At 62.7% G+C, this 24,204-nt stretch carries 22 protein-coding genes and 1 pseudogene; 11 read left to right on the top strand and 12 right to left on the bottom strand.

Features of this window, described 5'->3' with window-relative positions; genetic code table 11:
• Window positions 1-66 precede the first annotated feature (66 nt).
• The 7 genes and pseudogenes from O3299_RS17150 to O3299_RS17120 all read right to left on the bottom strand — a co-directional run bounded on the left by O3299_RS17150 (window position 67) and on the right by O3299_RS17120 (window position 6,914).
• Window positions 67-711, bottom strand: a complete 645-nt coding sequence (locus O3299_RS17150) for a FecR family protein (RefSeq protein ID WP_305062982.1) — start codon at window positions 709-711, stop codon at window positions 67-69.
• A 192-nt stretch (window positions 712-903) separates the two neighbouring features.
• A pseudogene (locus O3299_RS17145) lies at window positions 904-1,383 on the bottom strand (sigma-70 family RNA polymerase sigma factor); the annotation flags it as partial.
• A gap of 207 nt (window positions 1,384-1,590) precedes the next feature.
• Window positions 1,591-2,721 carry a YbdK family carboxylate-amine ligase gene (locus O3299_RS17140; RefSeq protein WP_034780287.1) on the bottom strand — a complete coding sequence of 377 codons (1,131 nt, stop codon included), beginning with the start codon at window positions 2,719-2,721 and terminating at the stop codon, window positions 1,591-1,593.
• The gene (locus O3299_RS17135) at window positions 2,722-3,909 is read right to left on the bottom strand and encodes a cation:proton antiporter (protein ID WP_305062773.1); all 1,188 of its coding nucleotides are present in this window, start codon (window positions 3,907-3,909) and stop codon (window positions 2,722-2,724) included. It abuts the gene before it with no gap.
• 312 nt (window positions 3,910-4,221) lie between these two features.
• Window positions 4,222-5,391 carry a VWA domain-containing protein gene (locus O3299_RS17130; protein WP_305062772.1) on the bottom strand — a complete coding sequence of 390 codons (1,170 nt, stop codon included), beginning with the start codon at window positions 5,389-5,391 and terminating at the stop codon, window positions 4,222-4,224.
• Complete coding sequence (locus O3299_RS17125) at window positions 5,385-6,035, bottom strand: GNAT family N-acetyltransferase (protein ID WP_305062771.1); 651 nt, start codon at window positions 6,033-6,035, stop codon at window positions 5,385-5,387. The genes O3299_RS17130 and O3299_RS17125 overlap by 7 nt, the downstream gene beginning before the upstream one ends.
• Window positions 6,036-6,044: 9 nt before the next feature.
• Window positions 6,045-6,914 carry a MoxR family ATPase gene (locus O3299_RS17120; RefSeq protein ID WP_034780284.1) on the bottom strand — a complete coding sequence of 290 codons (870 nt, stop codon included), beginning with the start codon at window positions 6,912-6,914 and terminating at the stop codon, window positions 6,045-6,047.
• A gap of 233 nt (window positions 6,915-7,147) precedes the next feature.
• On the opposite strand from O3299_RS17120, the gene O3299_RS17115 reads away from it, so the two are divergent.
• Both O3299_RS17115 and O3299_RS17110 read left to right on the top strand, forming a co-directional pair.
• Entirely contained in the window at window positions 7,148-7,477 is a 330-nt protein-coding gene (locus tag O3299_RS17115) for a cytochrome c (protein WP_092796428.1), read from the top strand.
• A 14-nt stretch (window positions 7,478-7,491) separates the two neighbouring features.
• A complete protein-coding gene (locus O3299_RS17110; RefSeq protein WP_215409088.1) occupies window positions 7,492-7,833 on the top strand; it encodes a cytochrome c in 342 nt (113 codons plus the stop codon).
• A gap of 13 nt (window positions 7,834-7,846) precedes the next feature.
• Here the strand turns inward: O3299_RS17110 and norR are convergent, their stop codons facing one another.
• Window positions 7,847-9,403: a nitric oxide reductase transcriptional regulator NorR gene (norR, locus tag O3299_RS17105; protein ID WP_305054029.1), complete on the bottom strand. Its 1,557-nt coding sequence runs from the start codon at window positions 9,401-9,403 to the stop codon at window positions 7,847-7,849.
• Window positions 9,404-9,553: 150 nt separating this feature from the next.
• On the opposite strand from norR, the gene nirK reads away from it, so the two are divergent.
• From nirK to O3299_RS17090, 3 genes are read left to right on the top strand one after another with little or no spacing between them, the layout of a single operon-like run.
• On the top strand, window positions 9,554-11,038 hold the full coding sequence (nirK, locus tag O3299_RS17100; RefSeq protein WP_305054028.1) for a copper-containing nitrite reductase: 1,485 nt from the start codon (window positions 9,554-9,556) through the stop codon (window positions 11,036-11,038).
• A 29-nt stretch (window positions 11,039-11,067) separates the two neighbouring features.
• Entirely contained in the window at window positions 11,068-11,745 is a 678-nt protein-coding gene (gene ytfE / locus O3299_RS17095; RefSeq protein WP_305054027.1) for an iron-sulfur cluster repair protein YtfE, read from the top strand.
• 14 nt (window positions 11,746-11,759) lie between these two features.
• Entirely contained in the window at window positions 11,760-14,045 is a 2,286-nt protein-coding gene (locus O3299_RS17090) for a nitric-oxide reductase large subunit (protein WP_305062770.1), read from the top strand.
• Window positions 14,046-14,180: 135 nt separating this feature from the next.
• Here O3299_RS17090 and O3299_RS17085 read toward each other — a convergent pair whose 3' ends face one another.
• Complete coding sequence (locus O3299_RS17085) at window positions 14,181-14,603, bottom strand: DUF1841 family protein (RefSeq protein ID WP_034780276.1); 423 nt, start codon at window positions 14,601-14,603, stop codon at window positions 14,181-14,183.
• A gap of 214 nt (window positions 14,604-14,817) precedes the next feature.
• On the opposite strand from O3299_RS17085, the gene O3299_RS17080 reads away from it, so the two are divergent.
• Together O3299_RS17080 and mqo are read left to right on the top strand one after the other, a co-directional pair.
• Entirely contained in the window at window positions 14,818-15,075 is a 258-nt protein-coding gene (locus O3299_RS17080) for a hypothetical protein (RefSeq protein ID WP_305054025.1), read from the top strand.
• Window positions 15,068-16,666 carry a malate dehydrogenase (quinone) gene (gene mqo / locus O3299_RS17075; protein ID WP_218965305.1) on the top strand — a complete coding sequence of 533 codons (1,599 nt, stop codon included), beginning with the start codon at window positions 15,068-15,070 and terminating at the stop codon, window positions 16,664-16,666. The genes O3299_RS17080 and mqo overlap by 8 nt, the downstream gene beginning before the upstream one ends.
• Window positions 16,667-16,766: 100 nt before the next feature.
• Here the strand turns inward: mqo and O3299_RS17070 are convergent, their stop codons facing one another.
• Window positions 16,767-17,399, bottom strand: coding sequence for an RNA pyrophosphohydrolase (locus tag O3299_RS17070; protein WP_076566319.1), 633 nt, complete (start codon window positions 17,397-17,399; stop codon window positions 16,767-16,769).
• Between the two features lie 204 nt (window positions 17,400-17,603).
• Here O3299_RS17070 and O3299_RS17065 point away from each other — a divergent pair, with 204 nt between their 5' ends.
• Both O3299_RS17065 and O3299_RS17060 read left to right on the top strand, forming a co-directional pair.
• Window positions 17,604-19,343 carry a proline--tRNA ligase gene (locus tag O3299_RS17065; protein WP_251350261.1) on the top strand — a complete coding sequence of 580 codons (1,740 nt, stop codon included), beginning with the start codon at window positions 17,604-17,606 and terminating at the stop codon, window positions 19,341-19,343.
• Window positions 19,340-19,966, top strand: a complete 627-nt coding sequence (locus O3299_RS17060) for a lytic transglycosylase domain-containing protein (protein WP_099666507.1) — start codon at window positions 19,340-19,342, stop codon at window positions 19,964-19,966. Before O3299_RS17065 ends, O3299_RS17060 begins: the two co-directional genes overlap by 4 nt.
• 79 nt (window positions 19,967-20,045) lie before the next feature.
• On the opposite strand, the gene O3299_RS17055 is transcribed toward O3299_RS17060, so the two are convergent.
• Together O3299_RS17055 and ffh are read right to left on the bottom strand one after the other, a co-directional pair.
• Window positions 20,046-20,441, bottom strand: a complete 396-nt coding sequence (locus tag O3299_RS17055) for an SWIB/MDM2 domain-containing protein (RefSeq protein WP_071650146.1) — start codon at window positions 20,439-20,441, stop codon at window positions 20,046-20,048.
• A gap of 436 nt (window positions 20,442-20,877) precedes the next feature.
• Complete coding sequence (gene ffh, locus O3299_RS17050) at window positions 20,878-22,245, bottom strand: signal recognition particle protein (RefSeq protein WP_034746567.1); 1,368 nt, start codon at window positions 22,243-22,245, stop codon at window positions 20,878-20,880.
• 238 nt (window positions 22,246-22,483) lie between these two features.
• Between ffh and O3299_RS17045 the strand changes: the two genes are divergently transcribed.
• Window positions 22,484-22,993 (top strand): sigma-70 family RNA polymerase sigma factor, encoded by a 510-nt coding sequence (locus O3299_RS17045; RefSeq protein ID WP_289917317.1) that lies wholly within the window; start codon window positions 22,484-22,486, stop codon window positions 22,991-22,993.
• On the top strand, window positions 22,990-23,982 hold the full coding sequence (locus O3299_RS17040) for a FecR domain-containing protein (protein WP_370385289.1): 993 nt from the start codon (window positions 22,990-22,992) through the stop codon (window positions 23,980-23,982). The genes O3299_RS17045 and O3299_RS17040 overlap by 4 nt, the downstream gene beginning before the upstream one ends.
• The last annotated feature ends 222 nt before the right edge of the window (window positions 23,983-24,204 follow it).

Raw genomic sequence — 24,204 nt, 5'->3', positions numbered from 1 at the left:
TGGAGACTGCCTATCTTCCAAGTCACGCGAGCACGCCGAAACAGCTCACTTTGCAGAAAATTTAATTCAGCGGGCCACCAGTTCGATCCTGACGACTTGCTGACCCCAGAAGCGCGTGACGGTATTGCGCCGCAATTGCAGGCTGGCGCTGACGGCGTCGAGGATGGCGCTGACATCGGCCAGCGGGTAGGAACCGGACACGCGCAGGCTGGCGATGGCCGGCGCGCAGGCCAGCGGATGGTCGCTGTAGCGCGACAGCTCGGCGAGGAAATCGGCCAGGCGCATGTCGCGCGCCACCAGCATGCCGTCCAGCCAGGCGCCGCCATAAGGCGCCAGCGCCTGGCGATGATGGCTGTTGCTGTCGAAATGGGCACCTTCGCCGGGATGCAGCACCAGACGCTGGGCGCCGTCGCTGGCCAGCATGGCGACGGTCCCTTCGAGCACGCCGGCGCTGGCGTATTGCTCGTGCAGGCGCACGGTGAAACGCGTGCCCAGCGCCTGCAGGCTGCCGTGCGGCGTGCCGACGAAGAAGGGCCGGTGCGCCGCATCCTTGCCGGTGGCGATGAAGATTTCGCCGGCCAGCAGTTCGATGCTGCGCCGCTCGCCGTCGTAAGCGATGTTCACGGCGCTGCTGGTGTTGAGCGTGAGCTGGGTGCCATCGTCCAGTGTCACCACGCGGCGCTGGTTGACTGCCGTGCGGTAATCGGCCATCCAGCCGCGCCATGGGCTGCGGCGCTCAAACGCATACAGCGAGGCACCGCAGGCCAGCAGCAGGGCCAGGGTCTTGACGGCATGGCGGCGCGGCGGATTCGCTTGCACGCAGGCGCGCAGCAGGGTGGCGTGCATGGCGGGCGGCAGGTGTTCATGCTGCGTTTGCAACTGCTGCCACGCCTGTGTGGCGCGGCCGGCCCGCTGCAGGTGGCGTTTCACCGTGGCCAGCGAGATGCCGAGCTGGCGCGCGATGTCTTCCTGCGGCAGCTCGTCGAGCTGGCGTAGTAAAAAAGCCCGTTTCACGGGAGGCTGCAAGCCGTCGAGCATGCGGTCCAGTTCAAACACGGTTGCCAGCAGCAGTGCCCGTTCCTCGGGCGATGGCGCATGCCGGGGCGGCAGTTGCGCCAGTACGTCGAGGTAAGCCTGTTCGAGTTTCTGACGGCGGTAATGGTTGAACAGCACGCGCTGCGCGACGGTGGCGAGAAAGGCGCGCGGCTCGCGCGCGGCGACGGCGTCTTCGCGGTCGAGCAGGCGCATGAAGGTATCGTGCGCCACGTCGGCCGCACACGCCGTGCTGCCCAGCTTCTTGCGCAGCCAGCCTTGCAGCCAGCCGTGGTGGTCGGCATACAGTGTCGCGATGTCCTGGCGTTGTAGCGGCTCTGCCAGCGGCATCGCATTCCCCTTGCTTGGCCGGCCCGGGTGGGCTGGTGTTTTTAAACAATAATAAGAATCATTCTCACTTATTGTAACAAGCGGTGGCGGCGGCTGTAAACGATGGGGAGATGGGGTGTGGTTTTTTGGGTTTGACGTTGTTGAATGCTGGGGTCTGACCCGGCGGGTCAGACCCCATGGACGCGACGTTGGCTGGACCGGACAGCGTCAATAGTTCATCGGTTCACCGCGAAAACATCGGATCGCCGAATCGACCATGCCCTCGGCACTGCCCTGCAAGCTGTGCTGCTTGCGCAGGTATTGCGCGTCGCTCCATTGCTTGGCCACGTCCGACAGGTGTTTCAGGGCTGGCGTGCTGCCCAGCGCCTCGGCGTGCGGTTCCATCTTGCGCAGGGTGGTCATGATGTCTTCGCGCAGCGACATCGTTTCGTAGGTTTTCGGATGCGTGATGGCGCCGTCGAGGCCGAAGCGGCAAGCCTGGAAGCGGTTGTAGTTATATACGAGATAATCGTCTTCCACTGGCGGGGTTTCGCGGCGTTCGAGCAGGTAGCGGCACAGCGCTTGCAGGTAGGCGGCCAGCGCGGCGGCCCGTTCCACCGTCAGCGGCGTGTCGCACACGCGCAGTTCGATGGTGCCGAATTCCGGCTTGGGACGGATATCCCAGTAAAAATCCTTCATGCTCTTGATGATGCCCGTGTTCTCCATCTTGGCAAAATACTCGTTGGAGAACTGGTCCCAGCTCAGGGTGAACGGCGCGCGCCCGCTCATGGGAAATGCGAACACGGAATTGAGGCGGGCCGAATCGAACAGGGTGTCGCGTCCCTGCACGTAGGGCGAGGATGCCGACAGGGCGATGAAGTGGGGGATGTAGCGGTTCAGCGAATGCAGCAGGAACATGGCGTCGTCGCCCGAGGCGCAGCCGATGTGCACGTGCTGGCCGAAGATGGTGAACTGCTTGGCCAGGTAGCCGTACAGTTCCGAAATCTCCTGGAAGCGGGGCTTGGAAAAGATCTTTTGCGACGACCATTGCTGGAACGGGTGCGTGCCGCCGCCCGCGATGCCGATATTGAGCTTGTCGCCGGCCGTGATCAAGGTGTCGCGGATTTCCTGCAGCTGCTCCAGCAGGGGGCCGTGATGCGTGTGCACGCTCGAGTTGATCTCGATCATGCTCTCGGTGATTTCCGGCGTGACGTTGCCGGGAAACGGTTTTTTGTTCAGCAGATGCAGCAGGTCGGGGCTGGCGGCCGTCAAGTCATAGTCCGACAGGTTCACCAGTTGCAGTTCGAGTTCGACGCCGAAGGTCAGCGCGGCCGATTGGCCAAAGGGTTCCAGCGGCATTTAGCGCTCCTTGATTTCGTGGGTTTCTTTGGCCAGCATCAGCACGCGCTGCACCAGCACGGGTCCGACCAGTTCCAGTCCCAGGGTGATGGCGGCCAGGGCGTTCAATTCGTCGCCGAAGTTCACGCCGTGCTGGCGCGCGTGCTCCAGCAGCAGGATGATGAAGACGGAGACGGGCGTCAGCGCCACGCCCGTCAGCACGCCCTTGCGCCAGGAAATGCCGCTCACATGCGAGAACGCGGCCACGCCGACGACCTTCGTCAGCAATCGCCCGCCGACGACGGCCAGGGCCAGGCCCGCGCCGGCAGCCACGCTGGCCCATTCCAGGGTCGAGGCGGCATACACGAACAGCAGCACCGTCAGCAGCTCGCCCAGCGCGCCGAAATTGCGCTGCGCCTGGCTGAAGGCGACACGGCGGTGGCGCGCCACCAGGCCGAAGGTGAGGGTGGCCAGCAGCGGCGACAGGCTGGTGGTGTAGGTGAGGGCGACGAGCAGCATCACCGACAGCGCGAAGGCCACGGTGGCATCCTGCGCCATATTGCCCAGGCGGCGCAGCATGGCCGGCACGACGATGCCGAAGACGGTACCGGCGGCCACCGAGGCGGCCAGCACGGCGGCGCTGCTGCTGCTCGCTTCGATCAGGTCGGTGGAACTCTGGAACATCCAGAAGCCGACGATGATGTTGAACGTGAAGACGGCCAGCACGCAATTGAGAGCGGTGAGGTGGACGATGCGTTCCGTGACCTGGCCCGAACTGCGCTCCTCGTTGATGACGCGCATGATGGTGGCCGGCGAGGTGGACATGGCCAGGGACGCCAGCAGCAGCGCCGTCATCGAGGTGGAACCGAATTCGATGCCGATGAAGTAGACGACGGTAAAGGTCAGCAAGGATTCGACCAGGCCCGTGACGGCGATCCACGGATTGTTCTTCAGCCAGCGCAGGTTGATGCGGTAGCCGACTTCGAACAGGATCAGGCCGAAGGCCACGTCGGCCAGCACCAGCATGGGGCCGGCGTCCGTCTGCGGCAGGATGCCCACCTGCGTCTGCGCGAGGACGAAACCGATCACGCCGTAAAAACTGATACGCGGCAGGCCAGTCCAGCGGTGACCGAATTCGCCCACCACCCAGGCCAGGGTGATGGCGAACGGCCAGGACAGGTCGGCGGCGATCGAGATCAGACTTTGCATGCTCATTCCTTTGAAAATGGCGCTGGCACCGGCCGGCAGCACGGGGGCTGGCGCGGCAATGTCATGGTGCAGCGATGGTGCATGGTTTGCGCAGAGCGATGCGCCGATTCTACCGGAGCAGAAGGCGCGCACGATGTGCGCAATCGAACAGTGTCGCGGCCATGGCGGCCGCGCACAGGATGCAGCAGGTTGGGCAGGGCTGGTATCAGCGTATGGTACCCGCCCGCAGCGGAGAGGCTCCGCACGGTAGTGCCGTGTTGCAGTGTACGGCATGGCGGCCCCCTGCCGCCATGGACTTTTTGTTGCGTGCTTTTATTTACTGAGCAGACGCATGCCCCGTTCCAGCCCGTCGATCGACAGGGGGAACATGCGGTTGTTCATCAGTTGCCGCATCACGCCGATCGACTGGCGGTATTGCCACAATCCCTCCGATTCGGGATTGAGCCAGATGAATTTCGGGAATGCCTGGGTAAAGCGGGCCAGCCACGTCGATCCCGCTTCCTCGTTGTTGTATTCGACGCTGCCGCCCGGTTGCAGGATTTCATAGGGGCTCATGGTGGCGTCGCCGACGAAAATCAGCTTGGTGTCGGGCGGGTACTTGCGCAGCACATCCCATGTGGGGAACCGTTCGGCGTTGCGGCGCCGGTTGTTCTTCCACAGGTAGTCGTAGACGCAGTTATGGAAGTAAAAGAACTCCATGTTCTTGAATTCCGTCTTCGCCGCCGAAAACAGTTCCTCGGTGCGCTCGATATGGTCGTCCATGCTGCCGCCAACATCGAGCAGCATCAGCACCTTGATGCGGTTCTTGCGTTCGGGCCGCATCCTGATGTCGAGATAGCCCGCGTTATTGGCCGTGGCGGCGATGGTGGCGTCCAGCGCCAGTTCATCTTCCGCGCCTTCGCGCGCGAATTTGCGCAGGCGGCGCAAGGCCACCTTGATGTTGCGCGTGCCCAGTTCGCGCTCGCCGTCGTAATCCTTGTAGCTGCGCGCTTCCCACACTTTCACGGCCGTGCGGTTGCCGCCCCTGCCGCCGATGCGGATGCCTTCCGGGTTCGTGCCGCCATTGCCGAATGGCGACGTGCCGCCCGTGCCGATCCATTTGCTGCCGCCTTCGTGGCGCTCCTTCTGTTCCTTCAGCAGCTCGTTCAGGCGGTCCATCAGCTTGTCGTAGCCGAATTTCTCCAGCTGCGCCTTCTGTTCCTCGGACAGCTCGCGCTGCATGCGCTTGAGCAGCCAGTCGAGGGGAATGGCCGCATTCGTGTCGAAGGCAGCGTTGACGCCCTTGAAGTACTGGGCAAACGCGCGGTCGAACTTGTCAAAATGGGCTTCATCCTTGACCAGGGTCAGGCGCGCCAGATAGTAAAAATCGTCCATCGAGGCGTCGATGACGTTCTTTTGCAGCGCCTCAAGAAGGGTCAGGAATTCCTTGATCGAGACGGGAATCTTCGCATCCTTGAGGGTGAAGAAGAAATCGATCAGCATGGCGCTTCCTCTGTCCCGGCGTCGCCTGCGCGGGGCAGTGCGGCGATGGGGCGCTGCGCCAGCTTGTAGCGCAGATGGGCGGCGATTTCCGGCCACTCGCCACGCGTGATGCTGTACATGACCGTGTCGCGCACGGTGCCGTCGCGGCGCAGCGCATGGTGGCGCAGCACGCCATCCTTTTTCGCGCCCAGGCGTTCGATGGCCGCCTGCGAGGCATGGTTGAAATTGTCGGTGCGCAGGCCCACCAGCGCGCAGCCGAGCGTGTCGAAGGCGTGCGCCAGCAGCAGCAATTTGCAGGTGGTGTTGACGTGGCTGCGCTGGCAGCGCTTCGCATACCAGGTGTAGCCGATTTCCAGGCGTCCGATGGCTGACACCACGTCGTGGTAGCTGGTGGTGCCGAGCACCTCGCCGCTGGCCACGTCGATGACGGCAAAGGCGAAGCGCGAAGGGCGCATCTCGATGCCCTTGAAAATGTACTGGTCCACCTGATCCGGCTCGGGCACCGAGGTGACGCGCAGGTTCCACAGTTCGCCATCCATGGCCGCCGCGCGCAAGCCGGGCGCGTGGTGCGGCGCCAGCGCTTCGAGGCGGATGCCGTGCAGTTCCAGGGGGACGAAGACCTTGTCCGGGCTGATGTCGTTCACCGGCGCTCCTTAGCGGTTGGTGCGCGACATGAACATCAGGCGCTCGAACAGGTGCACGTCCTGCTCGTTTTTCAGCAGCGCGCCGTGCAGCGGCGGCACGACGGCCTTGTTGTCCTTGCTGCGCAGCGCGTCAAAGGGGATGTCCTCGGCCAGCAGGAGCTTGAGCCAGTCGAGGAATTCCGACGTCGACGGCTTTTTCTTCAGGCCCGGCACGTCGCGCACTTCATAGAAGGTTTGCAGCGCCTGCGCCAGCAATTCCTGTTTCAGATGCGGGTAGTGGACGGCGACGATCTGCTCCATCGTGTCCTTGTCTGGGAATTTGATGTAATGGAAGAAGCAGCGGCGCAAGAAGGCGTCCGGCAATTCCTTTTCGTTGTTCGAGGTGATGATGACGAGCGGGCGATGGCGCGCCGTGACCATTTCGCGCGTTTCATAGACATAGAATTCCATGCGGTCCAGTTCGCGCAGCAAGTCGTTCGGGAATTCGATGTCGGCCTTGTCGATTTCATCGATCAAGAGCACCACCGGTTCGGGCGCCGTGAACGCCTGCCACAGCACGCCCTTGACGATGTAGTTCTGGATGTCGCGCACGCGCTCGTCGCCCAGCTGCGAGTCGCGCAGGCGCGAGACGGCGTCGTATTCGTACAGGCCCTGCTGCGCCTTGGTGGTCGATTTGATATGCCATTGCATCAGCGGCATGTTCAGCGCGGCGGCCACTTCCTCGGCCAGCATGGTCTTGCCCGTGCCCGGTTCGCCCTTGATCAGCAGCGGGCGTTGCAGGGTCAGCGCCGCATTCACGGCCAGTTTCAGGTCGGCGGTGGCGACATAGCTGTCGGAACCTTCGAAGCGTTGGCCTTGCTGGGTGTGCTGTGCTTGCATGAGCGGTCTGCCAAAGTAGGGAAATGGTGAGTATAAACAGAACTGTGGCGCACTGCCACGCGGACGGCCTGTGCCTGCCTGCCTACAATGCGGGTTTTATAGGTGGACTTGCAAGAATATCTTGGCTAGAATCGGCAAGCAGCAGATTAATTGTCAACCTTAATTGTCAACACATAAAATCAATAAAAACCAGCTCTGGCGTTTCTCCGATTACCTTTGTTCACATTGCCACTATGAAAAAAATATTTGCACTTCTCGTGCTTGCCGGCATAGCAAATGCCGTCACAGCGGCTGACATTGTAGGAAACGCCAAGGCAGCCACTGCCAAGGTGGAAATGTGTATCGGCTGCCATGGCATCCCCGGTTACAAGGCAACCTTTCCCGAAGTGTTCCAGGTGCCGATGATCGGCGGCCAGCCGGCAAAATATATCGAGAATGCGCTGCAAGCCTACAAGAAGGGCGATCGCAAGCACCCGAGCATGAAGGGCATCGCCAGCAGCCTGTCGGACCAGGATATCGCCGATGTCGCCGCGTATTATGCGCAACAAGCCAAGCCGAACTGAGGACCAGCCAGATGATGAAAACACTACTCGCCGCCCTCGTTTGCGCCACCGTCTCGTTGTCCGCCAGCGCCGCGGGCAATATCAACACGGGCAAGGCCCTGGCCGAAAAATACAGCTGCGCCACCTGCCATGGTAAGGATTACGGTTCGCCCATCGACCCGTCCTATCCGAAATTGGCGGGTCAGCACAAGGATTACCTGGAACACGCCTTGACGGCGTATAAGCGGGGCGACAAGGCCAATGGCCGAAACAACGCCATCATGACGGGCCAGGTGAAACCGCTGAGCAACCAGGACATCAAGGACCTGGCCGCCTACCTGCACAGCCTGCCGACCACCCTGGTCATTCACCGCTGAGTTTTAGCCGGGCTCAGGCTTTCAAGCCGACCCGGCGCGCCAGCTTGTGCAGATTGCTGGCGTCCAGCCCCAGCTGGCGCGCGGCAGCGGCCCAGTTATCCTGATGTAGCACCAGCGCTTGCCGGATGGCCTGGCGCTGGCTCGCTTCCACGATCTGATGCATGGACAGCAGCGGCGCCGCCGGCGCTCCGCACGCGGCCGGCGCAGGGAGCGACGCGTCCGCGCCGGCTGGCGCCTCCAGCGCATCGAGGTCGAGCATATCCGTTTCCAGGGTCACGATGTCCTTGCGGTCCGCGCCGCGGATCACGGCTTTCAGCGCGGCCCGGCTGATCACATGTTCCAGTTCGCGCACATTGCCCGGCCAGCGGTAGTGGCACAGGGCATTTTCCGCCGCGGCGGACAGGCGCAGGCTGCGCAAGCCCAGGCGCGCGCGGTTGAGCTCAAGAAAACCACCGGCCAGCAGCAGCACGTCATTGCCCCGTTCGCGCAGCGGCGGAATCGGCACGGGATACACGGACAGGCGGTGATACAGGTCGGCGCGGAACGAGCCATCGCGCACATGCTCGCGCAGGCTGCGGTTGGTGGCGGCGATCACGCGCACGTTGACGCGGCGCGGCCGGTCCGCACCCAGGCGCTGGATTTCGCCATTTTGCAAGGTGCGCAGCAGCTTGGCCTGTATCGACAGCGGCAATTCCCCCACTTCATCGAGAAACAGGGTACCCCCTTCGGCCGCCTCGAAACGCCCGGGCCGGTCGCTGACGGCGCCGGAAAACGCGCCGCGTACATGGCCGAACAATTCGCTTTCGGCCAGGGACTCGGGCAAGGCCGCGCAATTGACGTGGATCAAGGGCTTGCCTGCGCGGCGCGACAGCCGGTGCAGGCGGTGCGCGCACAGTTCCTTGCCGACGCCCGTCTCTCCCAGCAGCAGCACGGGCAGTTCGGAATCGGCGACCACTTGCAACTCGTGCAGCAAGTGCGTGATGGCGCTGCTCTGGCCGACGAAATCGTGTTCCTCGCGCGGCGCTTGCGCATCGGCCAGCATGGCGCCGCCCGACAGGCGCAGGGCGCGGATTTCCGTTTCCAGGCGGGTCACGCGCACGGCCGCCTCGATGGCGCAGGCCAGTTCCCCCAGGTCGCGCTGCGCTTGCGTATCGAAGGTGCCTACCTGCAGGGCGTCGAGCGTGATCACGCCCCAGCGTTCGCCCTCCAGGTCCAGCGCCATGCCCATGCAGTCGTGCACGGGCAGCGGTTCGCCGGCCCGCTCGGCGATCAGGCCATCGTAGGGATCGGGCAGGGAGCTGTCGTGATGGAAGCACAGCACGCCGCGCCGTTGCAGGATGGCGGCCAGGCGCGGATGGTCGGCGACGGCGAAGCGGCGTCCCAGCGCGTCGCTGGCCAGGCCGGCCATCGCCACGGGGCGCAAGTGCTCGCCATCGAGCTTGAGCAAGGCCACGGCTTCGCAGCCGAAGTGCGCGCGCAGGCTGCCGACCAGGCGCTGCAGGCGCACGGCGACGGGCAGGTCGGCGACCAGGTCGGTGAGCAGCAGCAGGTGGATGGCAGTGGTGGTCATAAGTACCATGCAGGGTACAACGAACCACGGTAAACAAGGGTCATTACGACCCTGTGTTTTTCAAATCATTGATTTAAAACAAGTTTTTCCTGGCACACGGTTTGCCTAGGTATGAGTGCCAAACCGGCATACAAGACCAAGGAAAGCTTGATGAAAACGACTCCCTCCCTCCGCGCCATTGCCGCCGCCGTCTGTGTCCTGGCCATGCCCCTGTCCGTGCAGGCCCAGGCGAGCCTGCCTGCCAGCGCTGCCGCCACTGCCGCCAAACCTGCCGCCGCCGCGGTCAAGCGCTATGAACTGCAAACCAATATCGTCGACGGCAAGATGGTATTCATCGACGCCAAGGGCCAGGTCAACCCCGTGCTGGCGGCCAAGGTGGGGGAAACGGTCGAACTCGTGCTGAAAAGCGGCGAAGGCGCCGAACACGACCTGCTGATCCCCGAACTGAACGTGGCTTCAAGCAAATTCAGCGCCAATAGCGGCAGCACCACCGTGCGCTTCAAGGTCACGCGCGCCGGTACGTTCACCTATTACTGCTCGATTCCCGGCCACCGCCAGATCGGCATGGAAGGCAAGCTGGTCGTGAGCGGCACTTCGCTGGCCGAAGCGGGAGCACCGAAGGCTGCCGGCGCCGGCAGCGCTGCCAGCGAATCGAGCCAGGCCGCCGCGCTGGCCCTGTACACGCCCGCGCCATCGCCGATGCGCGGTCCCGATCCATCGGCCGTCAGCGTGGCGGCCAATCCGGCCTCCGTACCCGCTGCCATCGGCGCGCGCGCGCCGCAGTTGCTCAAGTACCGCATGGAGACGGTGGAATTGCCGGGCAAGCTAGATGACGGCACCAGTTTTACGTATTGGACTTTCAACCGGCAAGTGCCTGGCCCGATGCTGCGCGCGAAGGTGGGCGACACGGTCGAACTGACCCTGTTCAACGCGAAGGACAGCAAGATGATCCATTCGATCGACCTGCACGCCGTGACGGGCGGCCATGGCGGCGGACAGCACACGCAGGTGGCGCCGGGACAGGAAAAAACGGTCACCTTCAAGGCGCTCAATCCGGGCCTGTTCGTCTACCACTGCGCCACGCCGCTGGTGCCGCAGCATATCGCCGCCGGCATGTACGGCATGATCCTCGTCGAACCGGAAGGCGGCCTGTCGAAGGTGGACCGCGAGTATTACGTGATGCAGGGCGAGATGTACACGGGCCGTCCGCACGGCGCGCCCGTGCACCAGGAACCGAACCTGGAAAAAATGGCCAATGAGCTGCCCGACTACTACGTCTTCAATGGCGAAGTGGGCGCCTTGAGCAAGACGCACAAATTGCAGGCGAAAGTGGGCGAGACGGTGCGCATCTATTTCGGCGTCGGCGGCCCGAACAAGATTTCATCGTTCCACATCATCGGCGAGATCTTCGACAAGGTGTACAGCGAAGGCTCGATCAGCAGCCCGAAACACGACGTGCAAACCACGCTCGTGGCGCCGGGCGGCGCGACCATCGTCGAACTCAAGGTACAGCATCCGGGCAGCTATCTGCTGGTCGACCATGCGCTGTCGCGCGCAGGCAAGGGCGCCGTGGGCGTGCTGGAAGTGACTGGCGAACCCGTACCCGGCGTCTACCACGCGGGCGCGGTGCAATAAATCTACCTATTCATCCTCAAGGAACTGTTATGGAAATGATCGACCTATCCCTGGGCCAACTGGCCCGCCGCATCCCTGGCGCCACGCGCCTGTTCGATGCGCACCGCCTGGACTTCTGCTGCGGCGGCAACAAGACCCTGCGCGCGGCAGCCGAAGCGGCCGGCGTGGATACGGCGCCCATTGTCGAGGAATTGCGGCTGCTGGCAGGACGGATTGACGCCAGCGGCGAGCGTGACTGGCAGGACGCCTCGGCCACCGAGCTGGTGGAACATATCCTGGCGCGCTACCACGCCGTGCACCGCGAGCAGCTGCCCGAGCTGATACGCCTGGCGCGCAAGGTCGAGCAGGTGCATGGCGACCGCGCCGACTGTCCGCACGGGCTGGCGGAACACCTGTCGGCCATGGCGCAGGAGCTGGAAAGCCATATGCGCAAGGAAGAAGACGTGTTGTTCCCGATGATCGTGCGCGGCCAGGGCCCGCGGGCCGGCGCGCCCATCAACGTCATGCGCATGGAGCACGACGACCATGGCGTGGCCTTGCGCGCGATGGAGGCAATGACGAACGATATCACCGCCCCTGGCGGCGCCTGTACCACCTGGCGCGCGTTGTACACGGGCTTGCGCACCTTCCGCGAAGACCTGATGGCGCACATCCATACTGAAAACAATATCCTGTTCGAGCGCTTTGCGCCGGCCGTGGTGCACTGACAAAGGAATGACCCATGGGTCCGTACAAAAAACTCTGGTTCACCCTGATCGGTGTACTGATCGTGACGTTTTCGCTACTTGGCTACTACGGCACGGAAGTCTACCGGCAGGCGCCGCCCATCCCCGCGCAAGTGCTGGCGCAGGATGGCCGGCAACTGTTCGACCGCGAGGGCATCCTCGACGGCCAGACGGCCTGGCAATCCGTCGGCGGCATGCAGCTCGGTTCCATCTGGGGCCACGGCGCCTACCAGGCGCCCGACTGGACTGCAGACTGGCTGCACCGCGAACTGACGGCCTGGCTGGAACTGGCCGCGCAAGAGCAGCATGGCAAGGCCTACGCGGCGCTCGACGGCCCTGCGCAGGCGGCGCTGCGCGAAGCGCTCAAGCTGGAATACCGCGGCAACCGGGTCGATGACGCGCAAGTGCTGCGCCTGTCGCCGCGCCGCGTGCAAGCCATCGCCAGCACGGCGTACTACTACGACCAGTTGTTCTCCGACGCGCCTGCGCTGCACGCCAGCCGCGAGCATTTCGCCATGAAGGAAAACACCTTGCCCAGCGCCGAGCGGCGCGCGCAGATGACGCAGTTCTTCTTCTGGACGGCGTGGGCCGCCGCCACCGAGCGTCCGGGCCAGAAAGTGACCTATACGAACAACTGGCCGCATGAACCTCTGATCGGCAATCAGCCCAGCGGCGAAAACCTCGTCTGGTCGGTCGCCAGCGTGGTGGTGCTGCTGGCCGGCGTGGGCTTCCTCGTCTGGGGCTGGGCCTTCCTGCGCGACCACGACGAAGCGCTGCCGGCGGCCGGTCCGCGCGATCCGCTCACCACTTTCGCCCTGACGCCTTCGCAGCGGGGACTGGGAAAATACCTGTTCCTGGTGGTGGCCCTGTTCATCTTCCAGGTCTTCATCGGCGGCTTCACGGCGCACTACACGGTGGAGGGACAGCAGTTCTACGGCATCGACGTGTCGCGCTGGTTCCCGTATGCGCTCACGCGCACCTGGCATATCCAGGCCGCGCTGTTCTGGATCGCCACGGGCTTCCTGGCCGCCGGCCTGTTCCTGGCGCCCCTGATCAATGGCGGCAAGGATCCCAGGTGGCAGCGCCTGGGCGTCGACGTGCTGTTCTGGGCCCTGGTCGCGGTCGTCGTCGGCTCTTTCATCGGCAATTACCTGGCCATCGCGCAAGTGATGCCGCCCGAGTGGAATTTCTGGCTCGGCCACCAGGGGTATGAATATGTGGACCTGGGGCGTTTGTGGCAGATCGGCAAATTCGTCGGAATCCTGCTGTGGCTGGTGCTGATGTTGCGCGGCGTCATACCGGCCCTGTGCCAGAAGGGCGGCGACAAGAACCTGCTGGCGCTCCTGACCGCATCCGTGGGCGCCATCGGCCTGTTCTATGGCGCCGGCCTGTTCTACGGCGAACGCACGCATTTATCGGTGATGGAATACTGGCGCTGGTGGGTGGTGCACCTGTGGGTGGAAGGCTTCTTTGAAGTGTTCGCCACGACGGCGCTGGCCTTCATTTTCTCGACCTTGGGCCTGGTGTCGGTGCGCATGGCCACGACGGCCAGCCTGGCGTCGGCCTCGCTGTTCATGCTGGGAGGCATACCCGGCACCTTCCACCACCTGTACTTCGCCGGCACCACCACGCCCGTGATGGCCATCGGCGCGAGCTTCAGCGCGCTGGAAGTGGTGCCGCTGATCGTGCTGGGGCACGAAGCGTGGGAAAACTGGCGCCTGAAGGAGCGTGCGCCATGGATGGAAAACCTGCGTTGGCCCATGATGTGCTTTGTCGCCGTCGCCTTCTGGAACATGCTGGGTGCGGGCGTGTTGGGCTTCATGATCAATCCGCCCGTCGCGCTGTACTACATCCAGGGCTTGAACACGACCCCCGTGCATGCGCATGCGGCGCTGTTCGGCGTGTACGGCTTCCTGGCACTGGGCTTTACCTTGCTGGTGCTGCGCTATCTGCGGCCCGACTACCGTTTCAGCCCTGCGTTGATGAAGACGGCGTTCTGGGGCTTGAACGCGGGCCTGGTGCTGATGATCTTTACCAGCTTGCTGCCGATTGGCATCATCCAGTTCCACGCCAGCGTGACGGAAGGCTTGTGGTATGCGCGCAGCGAAGCGTTCATGCAGCAGCCGCTGTTGCAGAATCTGCGCTGGATACGCACCTTTGGCGACGTGGTCTTCATCGTCGGCGCCATCGCCATGGCGCTGCAGGTGGTGCTGGGATTGATGGGGAGAGGGCCGACACAGGCCTTGCCTCAGCGCATGAAGGAGGCAGTAAAACCGATGTGAGGTAGTACTGGCACAACACCTGGCAACACCGTAGCGAGCGGCAGCGATTTGTGGCTAAGAAGCGCAACCGTACTCTAGTACGGTGAGCATCGCAGGCCGCAAAGCGCAACGCGCAGCAGGTTTTGACAGGTGTTCCTACCGGCGGCGGACGCAGTCGATATAGGCGTCCGTGTCCGGCGGCAAGCCCGAGCGCTGCGACGCCCAGATCATCTGCCCCAGGCATTCCATCACTTCGTGCTGGGCGGCATGGGCCGAATCGAGGCGCTGGGTGAGCTGCTGGACGGCCGGGCGGATGCCGCGCGGCTGGTCCACCTGCACCTGTTCCGTGATCGACAGATGCATGGACAGGTGCAGGAAAGGATTGGCTTGTCCCCCTTCGACGGAATAGTCGCGCGCCAGCGCCGCTTCGACGTCGGAGAGCTCGTTTTCATACTCGGGGTGTTCGAGGATCCAGTCGAGCGCAATGGCTTCCATCGGCGTGAGGATTTCATGGGCGCGGTGCTTGCGCAATGTTTCGCAAAAGAAACGGCGCACATCGTCGGACGAGGGGTTGAACATGGCTGAAGGACTATGGCTAAAGGGCAGCCGGCATTGTACCGCGTACATAAATAAAGGGCATCGAGGATGCCCTTTTTGCCGTCTGGCGGCCGCTTGCATGACCCGATAGTCACCGTCATTTAATACCCTGCAGTAAGTATTATCCACTACCGCCACGGCCCGGCGGCGCCAAATAACGGTGATAAAATCGCCGCTCTTGATATTTGCACTGGACATGACGGCGATTTCATTGCCGGTTTTTCAGCCGACAACGAGGTCCGCGCTGTCCATTGCCCGCACCTTTGCCACCAGATCATGCTCTTGGGATATCCCTGAGCGCGGCAGCATGCCTATCACCATCGACATTGACCTGTCCGGCCGCCCTGGCGTTCCGGCTGGCCGGTTGTTTTTCATTCAATACGGCGATGGTGCCGCCACGGTGGCGCGCAAGAATCATCCTTCAGTATTCATAAACGGAGTTACGTATGCGTAAATCGCTATTACTTTTGATGTCGTGCCTGATCCTGGCGGCATGTGACAAGACCCCTCCGGCCTCGTCCGAAAAACCGGTCGACGTGCTGCTGATCGGCGCCGGCACCATGAGCGCCACCCTGGGCAGCATGCTCAAGGAACTCGATCCGTCGCTGACGATGGAAATGGTTGAGCGCCTCGATTCCGTGGCCGCCGAAAGCTCGGATGCGATGAACAACGCAGGCACGGGCCACTCGGCGTTTGCCGAACTGAACTACACGCCGGAAGCGGCCGATGGCAGCATCGAGACCAAGAAAGCCGTTGCCATCAACGAGCAATTCGAAATTTCCAAGCAATTCTGGGCTTATCAGGTCGCCAACAAGCACCTGGGCGCGCCGCAAACCTTCATCAATAACGTGCCGCACATGGCCTTTGTGTGGGGCGATGACAATATTGCCTTTTTGAAGAAGCGCTACGCCGCGCTGCAAAAGGAAAACCTGTTCAAGGGCATGCTGTTCTCGGAAGACCAGGCGCAGATCGAGCAATGGGCGCCGCTGGTCATGCAAGGCCGGGACAAGGGCCAGAAAGTGGCCGCGACACGCATGGAAATCGGTACCGACGTCAATTTCGGCAACCTCACGCGCGGCCTGGTCAAGTACCTGACGGACAGCCACGGCATGGTCCTGCACCTGCGCCACCAGGTGGAAAACATCCAGCGCGGCGCCGATGGCGTATGGAACGTGACGGTGAAAGACTTGAACGCCGGCAAGGAAAAGACCATGCGCGCCAAGTTCGTCTTCATCGGCGCCGGCGGCGGTTCGCTGCCGCTGCTGGAAAAATCGGGCATTCCGGAAGCCAAGGGCTACGGCGGCGTGCCGGTGGGCGGCCAATGGCTGGTCACCACCAATCCGGAACTGGTGGCGGCGCATGCGGCCAAGGTCTACGGCAAGGCGTCCGTCGGTTCGCCGCCGATGTCCGTGCCGCACCTGGACACGCGCATCATCGACGGCAAGAAAGCCTTGTTGTTTGGCCCGTTTGCCACCTTCTCGACCAAGTTCCTGAAAAACGGTTCGTGGATCGACTTGCCTGCCTCGATCGGCACTGGCAATGTGAAACCCATGCTGCAAGCCGGTTACGACAATATTCCGCTGACGAAATACCTGGTCGAACAGGTCATGAACACGCCGGAAGACCGCCTGAAGACTTTGCGCGAGTACCTGCCGAATGCCAAGATGGAAGACTGGACCTTGCAAAACGCGGGCCAGCGCGTGCAAATCGTCAAGGATGACCCCGTAAAAGGTGGTTTGCTGCAGTTCGGCACGGAAGTCGTCGGCGCCGCCGATGGCAGCATCGTCGCCCTGCTGGGTGCCTCGCCAGGCGCCTCGACCGCGCCGCCGATCATGATCAAGGTGCTGCAAACGGCGTTCAAGAGCCGCCTGGCAACGCCGGAATGGCAAGCGAAGATGGTGGAAATGGTGCCGTCGTACGGTCAAAAGCTGAACAATGACCCAGCCCTGGCCAACAAGATCCGCCACTACAGCAGCAACATCCTGGGCTTGAAGGCGATCACGCTCGACGTGCCAGCCGCTGCGCCAGCGCCGGCAGCAAACTAAGTCAGCCTTGCCGGCAGGGGAGTTTCCTGCCGGAATGAAAAAAGGGGCAGCCTGTTCAGGCTGCCCCTTTTGCGTGGGAGAGTGCGTTCATTGCGGTGGACTATCCCTTGCCCGGCAAGATCAGCTCCGGCGTACACCCTTCGGCGGCAATGCCGTCGCAAGGCTTGGCCAGTGCCGCCCCATCCTGTGCCCGTGGCGCATGGGGCTGGCGCAGGTAGCGCGACGTGTGGCGGTGCGCTTGCTGTGCGTTGCCATGCACGGGCCAGGTCAGGAAGCGGGACAGCTCCTGCAAGGCGCGCTGGTAGACATCGCGTTTAAATTCAATGACGACATCGAGCGGGACCCAGTATTCATGCCAGCGCCAGGCGTCGAACTCCGGATGGTCGGTCAGGCGCAGATTGACGTCGTTATCGCGCGCGCACATTCTCAGCAGAAACCAAATCTGCTTCTGGCCACGGTAATGGCCGCGAATCTCGCGCTTGATGAAGTGGTCTGGCACTTCATAGCGCAGCCAGTCGCGGGTGCGGCCGACAATTTTGACGTGTTCCTGTCTGAGTCCGATTTCCTCTTCAAGTTCGCGAAACATGGCTTGTTCCGGTGTTTCGCCATATTTGATACCGCCTTGCGGAAACTGCCATGAGTGCTCGCGCACCCGCTTGCCCCACCACACCTCGTTCTGGGCGTTTAGCAGGATGATGCCGACGTTGGGCCGAAACCCTTCACGGTCGAGCATAATGCACCTCAAACTTTCTGCGACAGTGCATCCTTTTTTACATAATTACCCACAACTTCGCAAGCCGGTGACCTTTTCGGGGTGCGAAAAGCGCCGGAATCGCACCAATTGAGCGCATTTGTGTAAAGTATGGACGCATCAGCCAGCTAATCCTTTAAAATTAGGTTGATTATAACCCTCTCTTTTTAAAAAGAATTCACCGTTATGCGCGCCTCCCGTTTTTTTATTTCCACACTTAAAGATGCACCTTCTGACGCGGAAATCGTCAGCCACCAATTGATGATGCGTGCAGGCATGATCAAACGCCTCGGTTCCGGCATCTATACCTACATGCCGATGGGCTTGCGCGTGATCCGCAAGGTGGAAGCCATCATCCGTGACGAGATGAACAAAGCCGCCGGTATCGAACTGCTGATGCCGCTCGTGCAGCCGGCCGAACTGTGGCAAGAGACGGGCCGCTGGACCAAGATGGGCGACGAACTGATGCGCGTGAAAGACCGCCACGGCCGCGAATACGCGATCCAGCCGACATCGGAAGAAGTCATCACGGACGTCGTGCGCACGGAAATCAAGTCCTACCGCCAGTTGCCATTGAATTTTTATCACATCCAGACGAAGTTCCGCGACGAGCGCCGCCCACGCTTCGGCCTGATGCGCGGCCGCGAATTCACCATGAAGGACGCCTACTCGTTCGACCGCGACCTGGCCGGCATGCAAGCGTCGTACAAGGTCATGTTTGACGCCTACACGCGCATCTTCACGCGTTTCGGCCTGCAATTCCGCGCCGTGGCAGCCGACAACGGCGCCATCGGCGGTTCCGGTTCGCATGAGTTCCACGTCATCGCCCACACGGGGGAAGACGCGCTCGTGTACTGCCCGACCTCCGATTACGCGGCCAACATGGAAGCGGCCGAAGCGCTGCCGCCAGCGGGCGAGCGTCCGGCAGCAAGCCAGGCGCTGACGAAAACGGCCACGCCGGACACCGTCAAGTGCGAAACCGTGGCTGCCCTGCTGGGCATAGCCCTGTCGCAGACCGTGAAAACCATCGCCCTGACGGTGGAAACCGTTGGCAAGGATGAAAAAGTCACGAAACAGCATTTCATGCTGCTGCTGCGCGGCGACCATGAATTGAACGACATCAAGGTGGGCAAGGTTGCCGGCCTGGCCGGTCACCGTTTCTCGACGGAAGCGGAAATCCTGGAAGTCTACGGCACGATTCCTGGCTACCTGGGCCCGATCGGCACGCAAGCGCCCGTCACCGTGGTGGCGGACCGCACGGTTGCCCACATGAGCGACTTCGTTTGCGGCGCGAATGACGCCGGCTTCCACTACACGGGCGCGAACTGGGGCCGCGACGTGGCCGAGCCTGCCATCGTGGCCGATTTGCGCAATGTCGTCGCCGGCGACGCTTCGCCGGACGGCCAGGGCACGCTCGCCATCGAGCGCGGCATCGAAGTGGGCCACGTGTTCCAGCTGGGTACGGCGTACTCGGAAAGCATGAAAGCCACCTTCCTCGACGAAAACGGCAAGCCTGCGCCGCTGCAGATGGGTTGCTACGGCATTGGCGTGACGCGCATCCTGGGCGCCGCCATCGAGCAGAACTTCGACGACAAGGGCATCATCTGGCCTGCCTCCATCGCGCCATTCGAGGTCGTGCTGTGCCCGATGGGCATGGACCGCAGCGAACTGGTCAAAGAAGAGACGGAGAAGCTGTACGCGGCCCTGCAAGGCGCTGGCGTCGATGTCATCGTCGACGACCGCGGCTTGCGCCCCGGCGCCATGTTTGCTGACTGGGAACTGATTGGCGTGCCGCACCGCATCGTCATCGGCGAGCGCGGCCTGAAAGAAGGCAAGCTGGAGTACCAGGGCCGCCGCGATGCGGAAGCGACTGGCGTGGCGCCGGACGAGATCGTCGCCTTCATCCAGGGCAAAATGGCGCAGTGAAGCGCATATCCGTAAGTAAAACGGCTGGCGCGCTCGCGCTGGCCGCCTGCCTGGCCTGCGTCTCTCCGGCGCAGGCCGGCAACCAGAAGGAGGAGGCGCTGGCCGACTCCGTCCGCCTGGCGCTGTCGCACGCGATCCGCGACGAACGCCCGCCGCAACCCAAATTTGCCACTCCCGCCGACTTGCAGCGCTACCAGCAATGGCTGGCGCAGATGTCGTCGCGCCTGCAGCGCAAGCTGCCGGATGCGCAGCTGCGCACGGAATTCCTGGAAACGGTCTGGTATGAAGCGCGCCGCGCGGGCCTGGAACCGGCCCTGGTGCTGGGCCTGATCCAGGTGGAGTCGGCCTACCGCAAATATGCCGTCTCGCTGGCCGGCGCGCGCGGCTACATGCAGGTGATGCCGTTCTGGACGGGCGTCATCGGCGACAGCGACCGCAGCAAGCTGTTCCACATGCAGACGAATCTGCGCTATGGCTGCGCGATCCTGCGCATGTACCTGGATATGGAAAAGGGCGATTTGTACCTGGCGCTGGGACGCTACAACGGCAGCCGGGGGCGGGCCGAGTACCCGAATGCCGTGCGGGCGGCATGGCGGCAGTGGGAATTCAAGCCGGCCAGTTGAACCGCAGGCAAAAAAATGCCCCGCTCGCAGTGATGCGGCGGGGCACTCGCTCGGCTGTTGAAGCCGGCGCGTATCTGATTTATTTCAAATGATCGGAGATCAGTTTCGTCATTTCAAACATGGAGACTTGGGCTTTGCCGCCGAAAACTGCTTTCAGCTTGTCGTCCGCATTGATCATGCGGCGGTTGGCCGGATCTTGCAGATCGAGTTTTTTGATGTAATCCCATACCTTTTTGGTCACTTCCGTGCGCGGCAGCGGTGCTGCGCCAACAACGGCAGCCAGATCTTTCGATGGCGTCATTGCTTTCATGAATGCTGCGTTTGGCTTGCGTGGTGTTGCCGGTGCTGCCGCTTTCTTCGCCGCTGCTGGTTTAGCTGCTGCCTTGGCTGCGGGTGCTGCTTTCTTGGCGGCTGCAGGCTTGGCTGCTGCTGCTTTGGCTGGCGCTGCTACTGGGGTTTTTTTGGCTGTTGCCATCTTCGAGCCTCCTTAACAAACACATGGGAAATTGCGCAATTAATCGCACGGCTAATATTGGTGTGGATTTACCTTGTATGCAAGTGTTTTTCACGTTTTCACGAGGAAAAAGCAGGGAAATGGCAATGCTGTCGCCCAGGCGCACCGCTTGGGAGCGCAGAACGGCGTTTTTGCCCGTAAATGGCATGGTTGCTGGCTATGCGGGGAGGGGGACTGCGGGGGAGGGAAGTAATGATGCCGGACACATGAAAATGCAATCCGGCATGATTTTATAACGGTGTTTCTTGACTTGAACTACGTCTCACGCGGCGTAAAAAAGGCCTTCAAAATCACAGCGAGCGGGGATGATTTGTGGCCGAGAAGCGCAACCGTACTGAAGTACGGTGAGCATCGCCGGCCGCAAAGCGCCCCGCGCAGCGGATTTTGAAGCCTTCCACTACCTCATGCCGGGCATCATGCCCTTCATGGAGCGCATCATCTTCATCATGCCGCCACCCGACAATTTCTTCATCATCGTCTGCATTTGCTCGAATTGCGTCAGCATGCGGTTCACTTCCTGCACTTGCACGCCGGCGCCGGCGGCGATGCGGCGCTTGCGCGTGGCCTTGATCAGTTCAGGCTTGGCGCGTTCCTGCGGCGTCATGGAGTCGATGATGCCGCACATGCGGCGTACCTGTTTGTCGGCTTGATCCATGTTCTTGCCGCCTGCCGCCTGCTGGAACTGGGCCGGCAGCTTGTCCATCAGGTTGGCCATGCCGCCCATTTTCTTCATTTGACCCAGTTGCGCCTTGAAGTCGTTCATGTCGAACTTGCCGCCGACCTTGATTTTTTGCGCCAGGTCGGCCGCCGCCTTGCTGTCGACGCCCTTGCGCGCCTCTTCCACCAGGGCGAGGATGTCGCCCATGCCGAGGATGCGGTTGGCCATGCGGGTCGGGTCGAACGCTTCCAGACCGTCGAGTTTTTCCGAGACGCCGGCAAACTTGATCGGTTTGCCCGTGATATGGCGCACCGACAGGGCCGCACCGCCGCGCGCGTCACCGTCGAGCTTGGTCAGCACGATACCGGTCAGCGGCAGCGCATCGTTGAAGGCTTTTGCCGTGTTGATGGCGTCCTGGCCCAGCATGGCGTCGACGACAAACAGGGTTTCGATCGGTTTCACGGCGCCGTGGACGGCGGCGATTTCGCGCATCATCTCTTCGTCGATACCGAGGCGACCCGCCGTATCGATGATCAGCACGTCGTGGTAATGCTTTTTCGCCCAGTCCAGCGCGGCCAGGGCGATATCGACCGGCTTGTCCGTGCTGGTGGACGGGAAGAAGTCGGCGCCCACCTGGGCGGTGACCGATTGCAGCTGGGCGATCGCGGCGGGACGGTAGACGTCAGCCGAGACGGTCAGCACTTTCTTCTTCTTTTCTTCCTTCAGATACTTCGCCAGCTTGCCGACGGTGGTGGTTTTACCCACACCCTGCAAACCGGCCATCAGGATGATGGCGGGCGGCTGCTGGGCAAAGCTGATCTGCGACGCTTCCGGTCCCAGGTCGGCGCCCATCAGGGCGGCCAGCTCGCGCTGCACCACGCCAACCAGGGCCTGGCCTGGCGTGAGCGAGGAAATGACATCCTCGCCCATGGCTTTTTCTTTGACTTTGGCGATGAATTCGCGCACGGCGGGCAGGGCGACGTCGGCTTCGAGCAGCGCCAGGCGCACTTCGCGCAGCATGTCGGCGGTGTTCGCTTCGGTCAGGCGCGCCTCGCCGCGCATGGTCTTGACGACTTTGGCAAGCCGTTGGGTGAGATTATCTAGCATGATGAACCTGCAATGAAAAGCTTGGGAGTGGGCGGCGCAAGCCGGACGATGGGCGTCATTTTACCTTATCGCGGGTGGCTGGCGGTCCTGCGCTGCATCGCCTGGCGGTTGGCCTGCTTTTGAATTAGTTGGTATTTCTGGCAATGCCGCGATTGCATGAAAGGCATTGCGCGGTTAAAATGAGAATAATTCTTATTTACATTCTCGGGCGCCGCATGCCTGAGCGGAAAGGGATGCCATGTCGGCTGCCGATTTTGCACAGCAACAAGACCTGCACGCGCTCTACAGCAGCCATCACGGCTGGCTGCAGGGCTGGCTGCGGCATAAGCTGGGCAATGCGGGCGACGCGGCGGATCTGGCGCAAGACACCTTCATCAGCGTGCTGACGGCCGATTCCGCGCCGCAGATCCGCGAAGCGCGGCCTTTTCTGGCCACCATCGCGCGCCGCCTGGTGGCGCACCGCTACCGCCGGCAAGTGCTGGAAGACGCCTATCTGGAGGCCCTGGCTTGCCTGCCGCCCGACGTGGCGCCCGCGCCCGAGGAGCGGCTGCTGGCGCTGGAAGCCTTGCAGGAAATCGACCAGGCCCTCGACGGCTTGCCTGCGCCCGTGCGCACGGCGTTCTTGCTGGCGCAACTGGAAGGCCTCAGCTATGCCGAGATCGCCGCGCGCCTGAACGTGTCGGCCAGCTCGGTCAAGCAATATCTGACGCGGGCCAACCGCCAGGTGTTTTTCTCTCTGTCAGCATGAGCACGGTGGCAGAACCCGCAGCCGCGGCAACCATCCGCGCAGAGGTGCAGCAGCAGGCGGCCGAGTGGCTGACGGTGCTGATGTCGGAGCAGGCCAGCAAGGCGGAACACGCCGCCTGGCAGCGCTGGCGCGGGGCCGACCCGGAACACGAACGGGCCTGGCAGCATATCGAAGCGGTGTCGCAGCGCTTCAACGGTTTGCACCGTGGCGCGGCCGCGCAGGCGCTGGCCGGTACGCAGCAACAAGCCGTCAACGGCAAGCGGCGCCAGTTGCTGGCGTGGCTGGGCGTGGCGGCAGGCGGCGGCATGCTGGCCGCGCAGACGGGCGTATGGGATGGCGTGCGCGCCCTGCGTGCCGACTACCGCACGGCCACGGGCGAGCGGCGCGTGGTGGCGCTGGCCGACGGCAGCGTGCTCAGCCTGAATACGGGATCGGCCGTGAACGTGCGTTTCGACGCCAGCCGCCGCCTGATCGAGTTGCTGGCCGGCGAGATCCTCGTCACCAGCGGTCATGGCGCCGGCAGCGACGCCCCGCTGGAAGTGGCCACGCGCGAAGGCCGGGTGCGCGCGCTGGGCACGCGCTTTGCCGTGCGCCAGCAGGATGGCTACAGCACCGTGGACGTGTTTGAACGCGCCGTTGAAATCCGTCCCCGCGACGATGTCGGCGCGCCCTTGTTGCTGGCGGCCGGGCGCGGCACGGCATTTTCCCGCCATGCGCCGGATGCGCCGCACGCCATCGATGTACATGCGCACGCCTGGTCGCACGGGCAGCTGATCGTCGACGATGTAACCCTGGGCGATTTCCTGGCCGACCTGGCCCGCTACCGCCCCGGCGTGATTCATTGCGCGCCGGAAGTCGCCCAGCTGCGCCTGTCGGGCGTGTTCCCGCTGACCGACACCCAGCGCATCCTGAACATGCTGCCCAACTCGCTGCCCGTGCAGGTGCGCAGCCGCACGCGGTATTGGGTCAGCGTCGAACCGGCGCCGTAGTCCTTGCAATAAAAAATAATGTTCAATCGGGCTGCCCGTTTTCGATTCTCGCGTCACCTGTAGTTAAGAGACTCAATATCCAGTACCCATGCAAGGCGCCACGCTGCCAGGTTTCATGCCGCTGCGTGCCACCGCCACGATCAACCCAAATGGAAGGACGCAGTGTGATGCATCTGATGTACAAGGTCTGCCGCCCGGCACAACAGCCATACCCAGGAGTGC

Source organism: Janthinobacterium sp. SUN176, from assembly GCF_030587335.1.
GTDB lineage: Bacteria > Pseudomonadota > Gammaproteobacteria > Burkholderiales > Burkholderiaceae_D > Janthinobacterium > Janthinobacterium kumbetense.
Note: the sequence above shows the minus strand (reverse complement) of the source record. Positions and strands in the feature narration are given on the sequence as shown.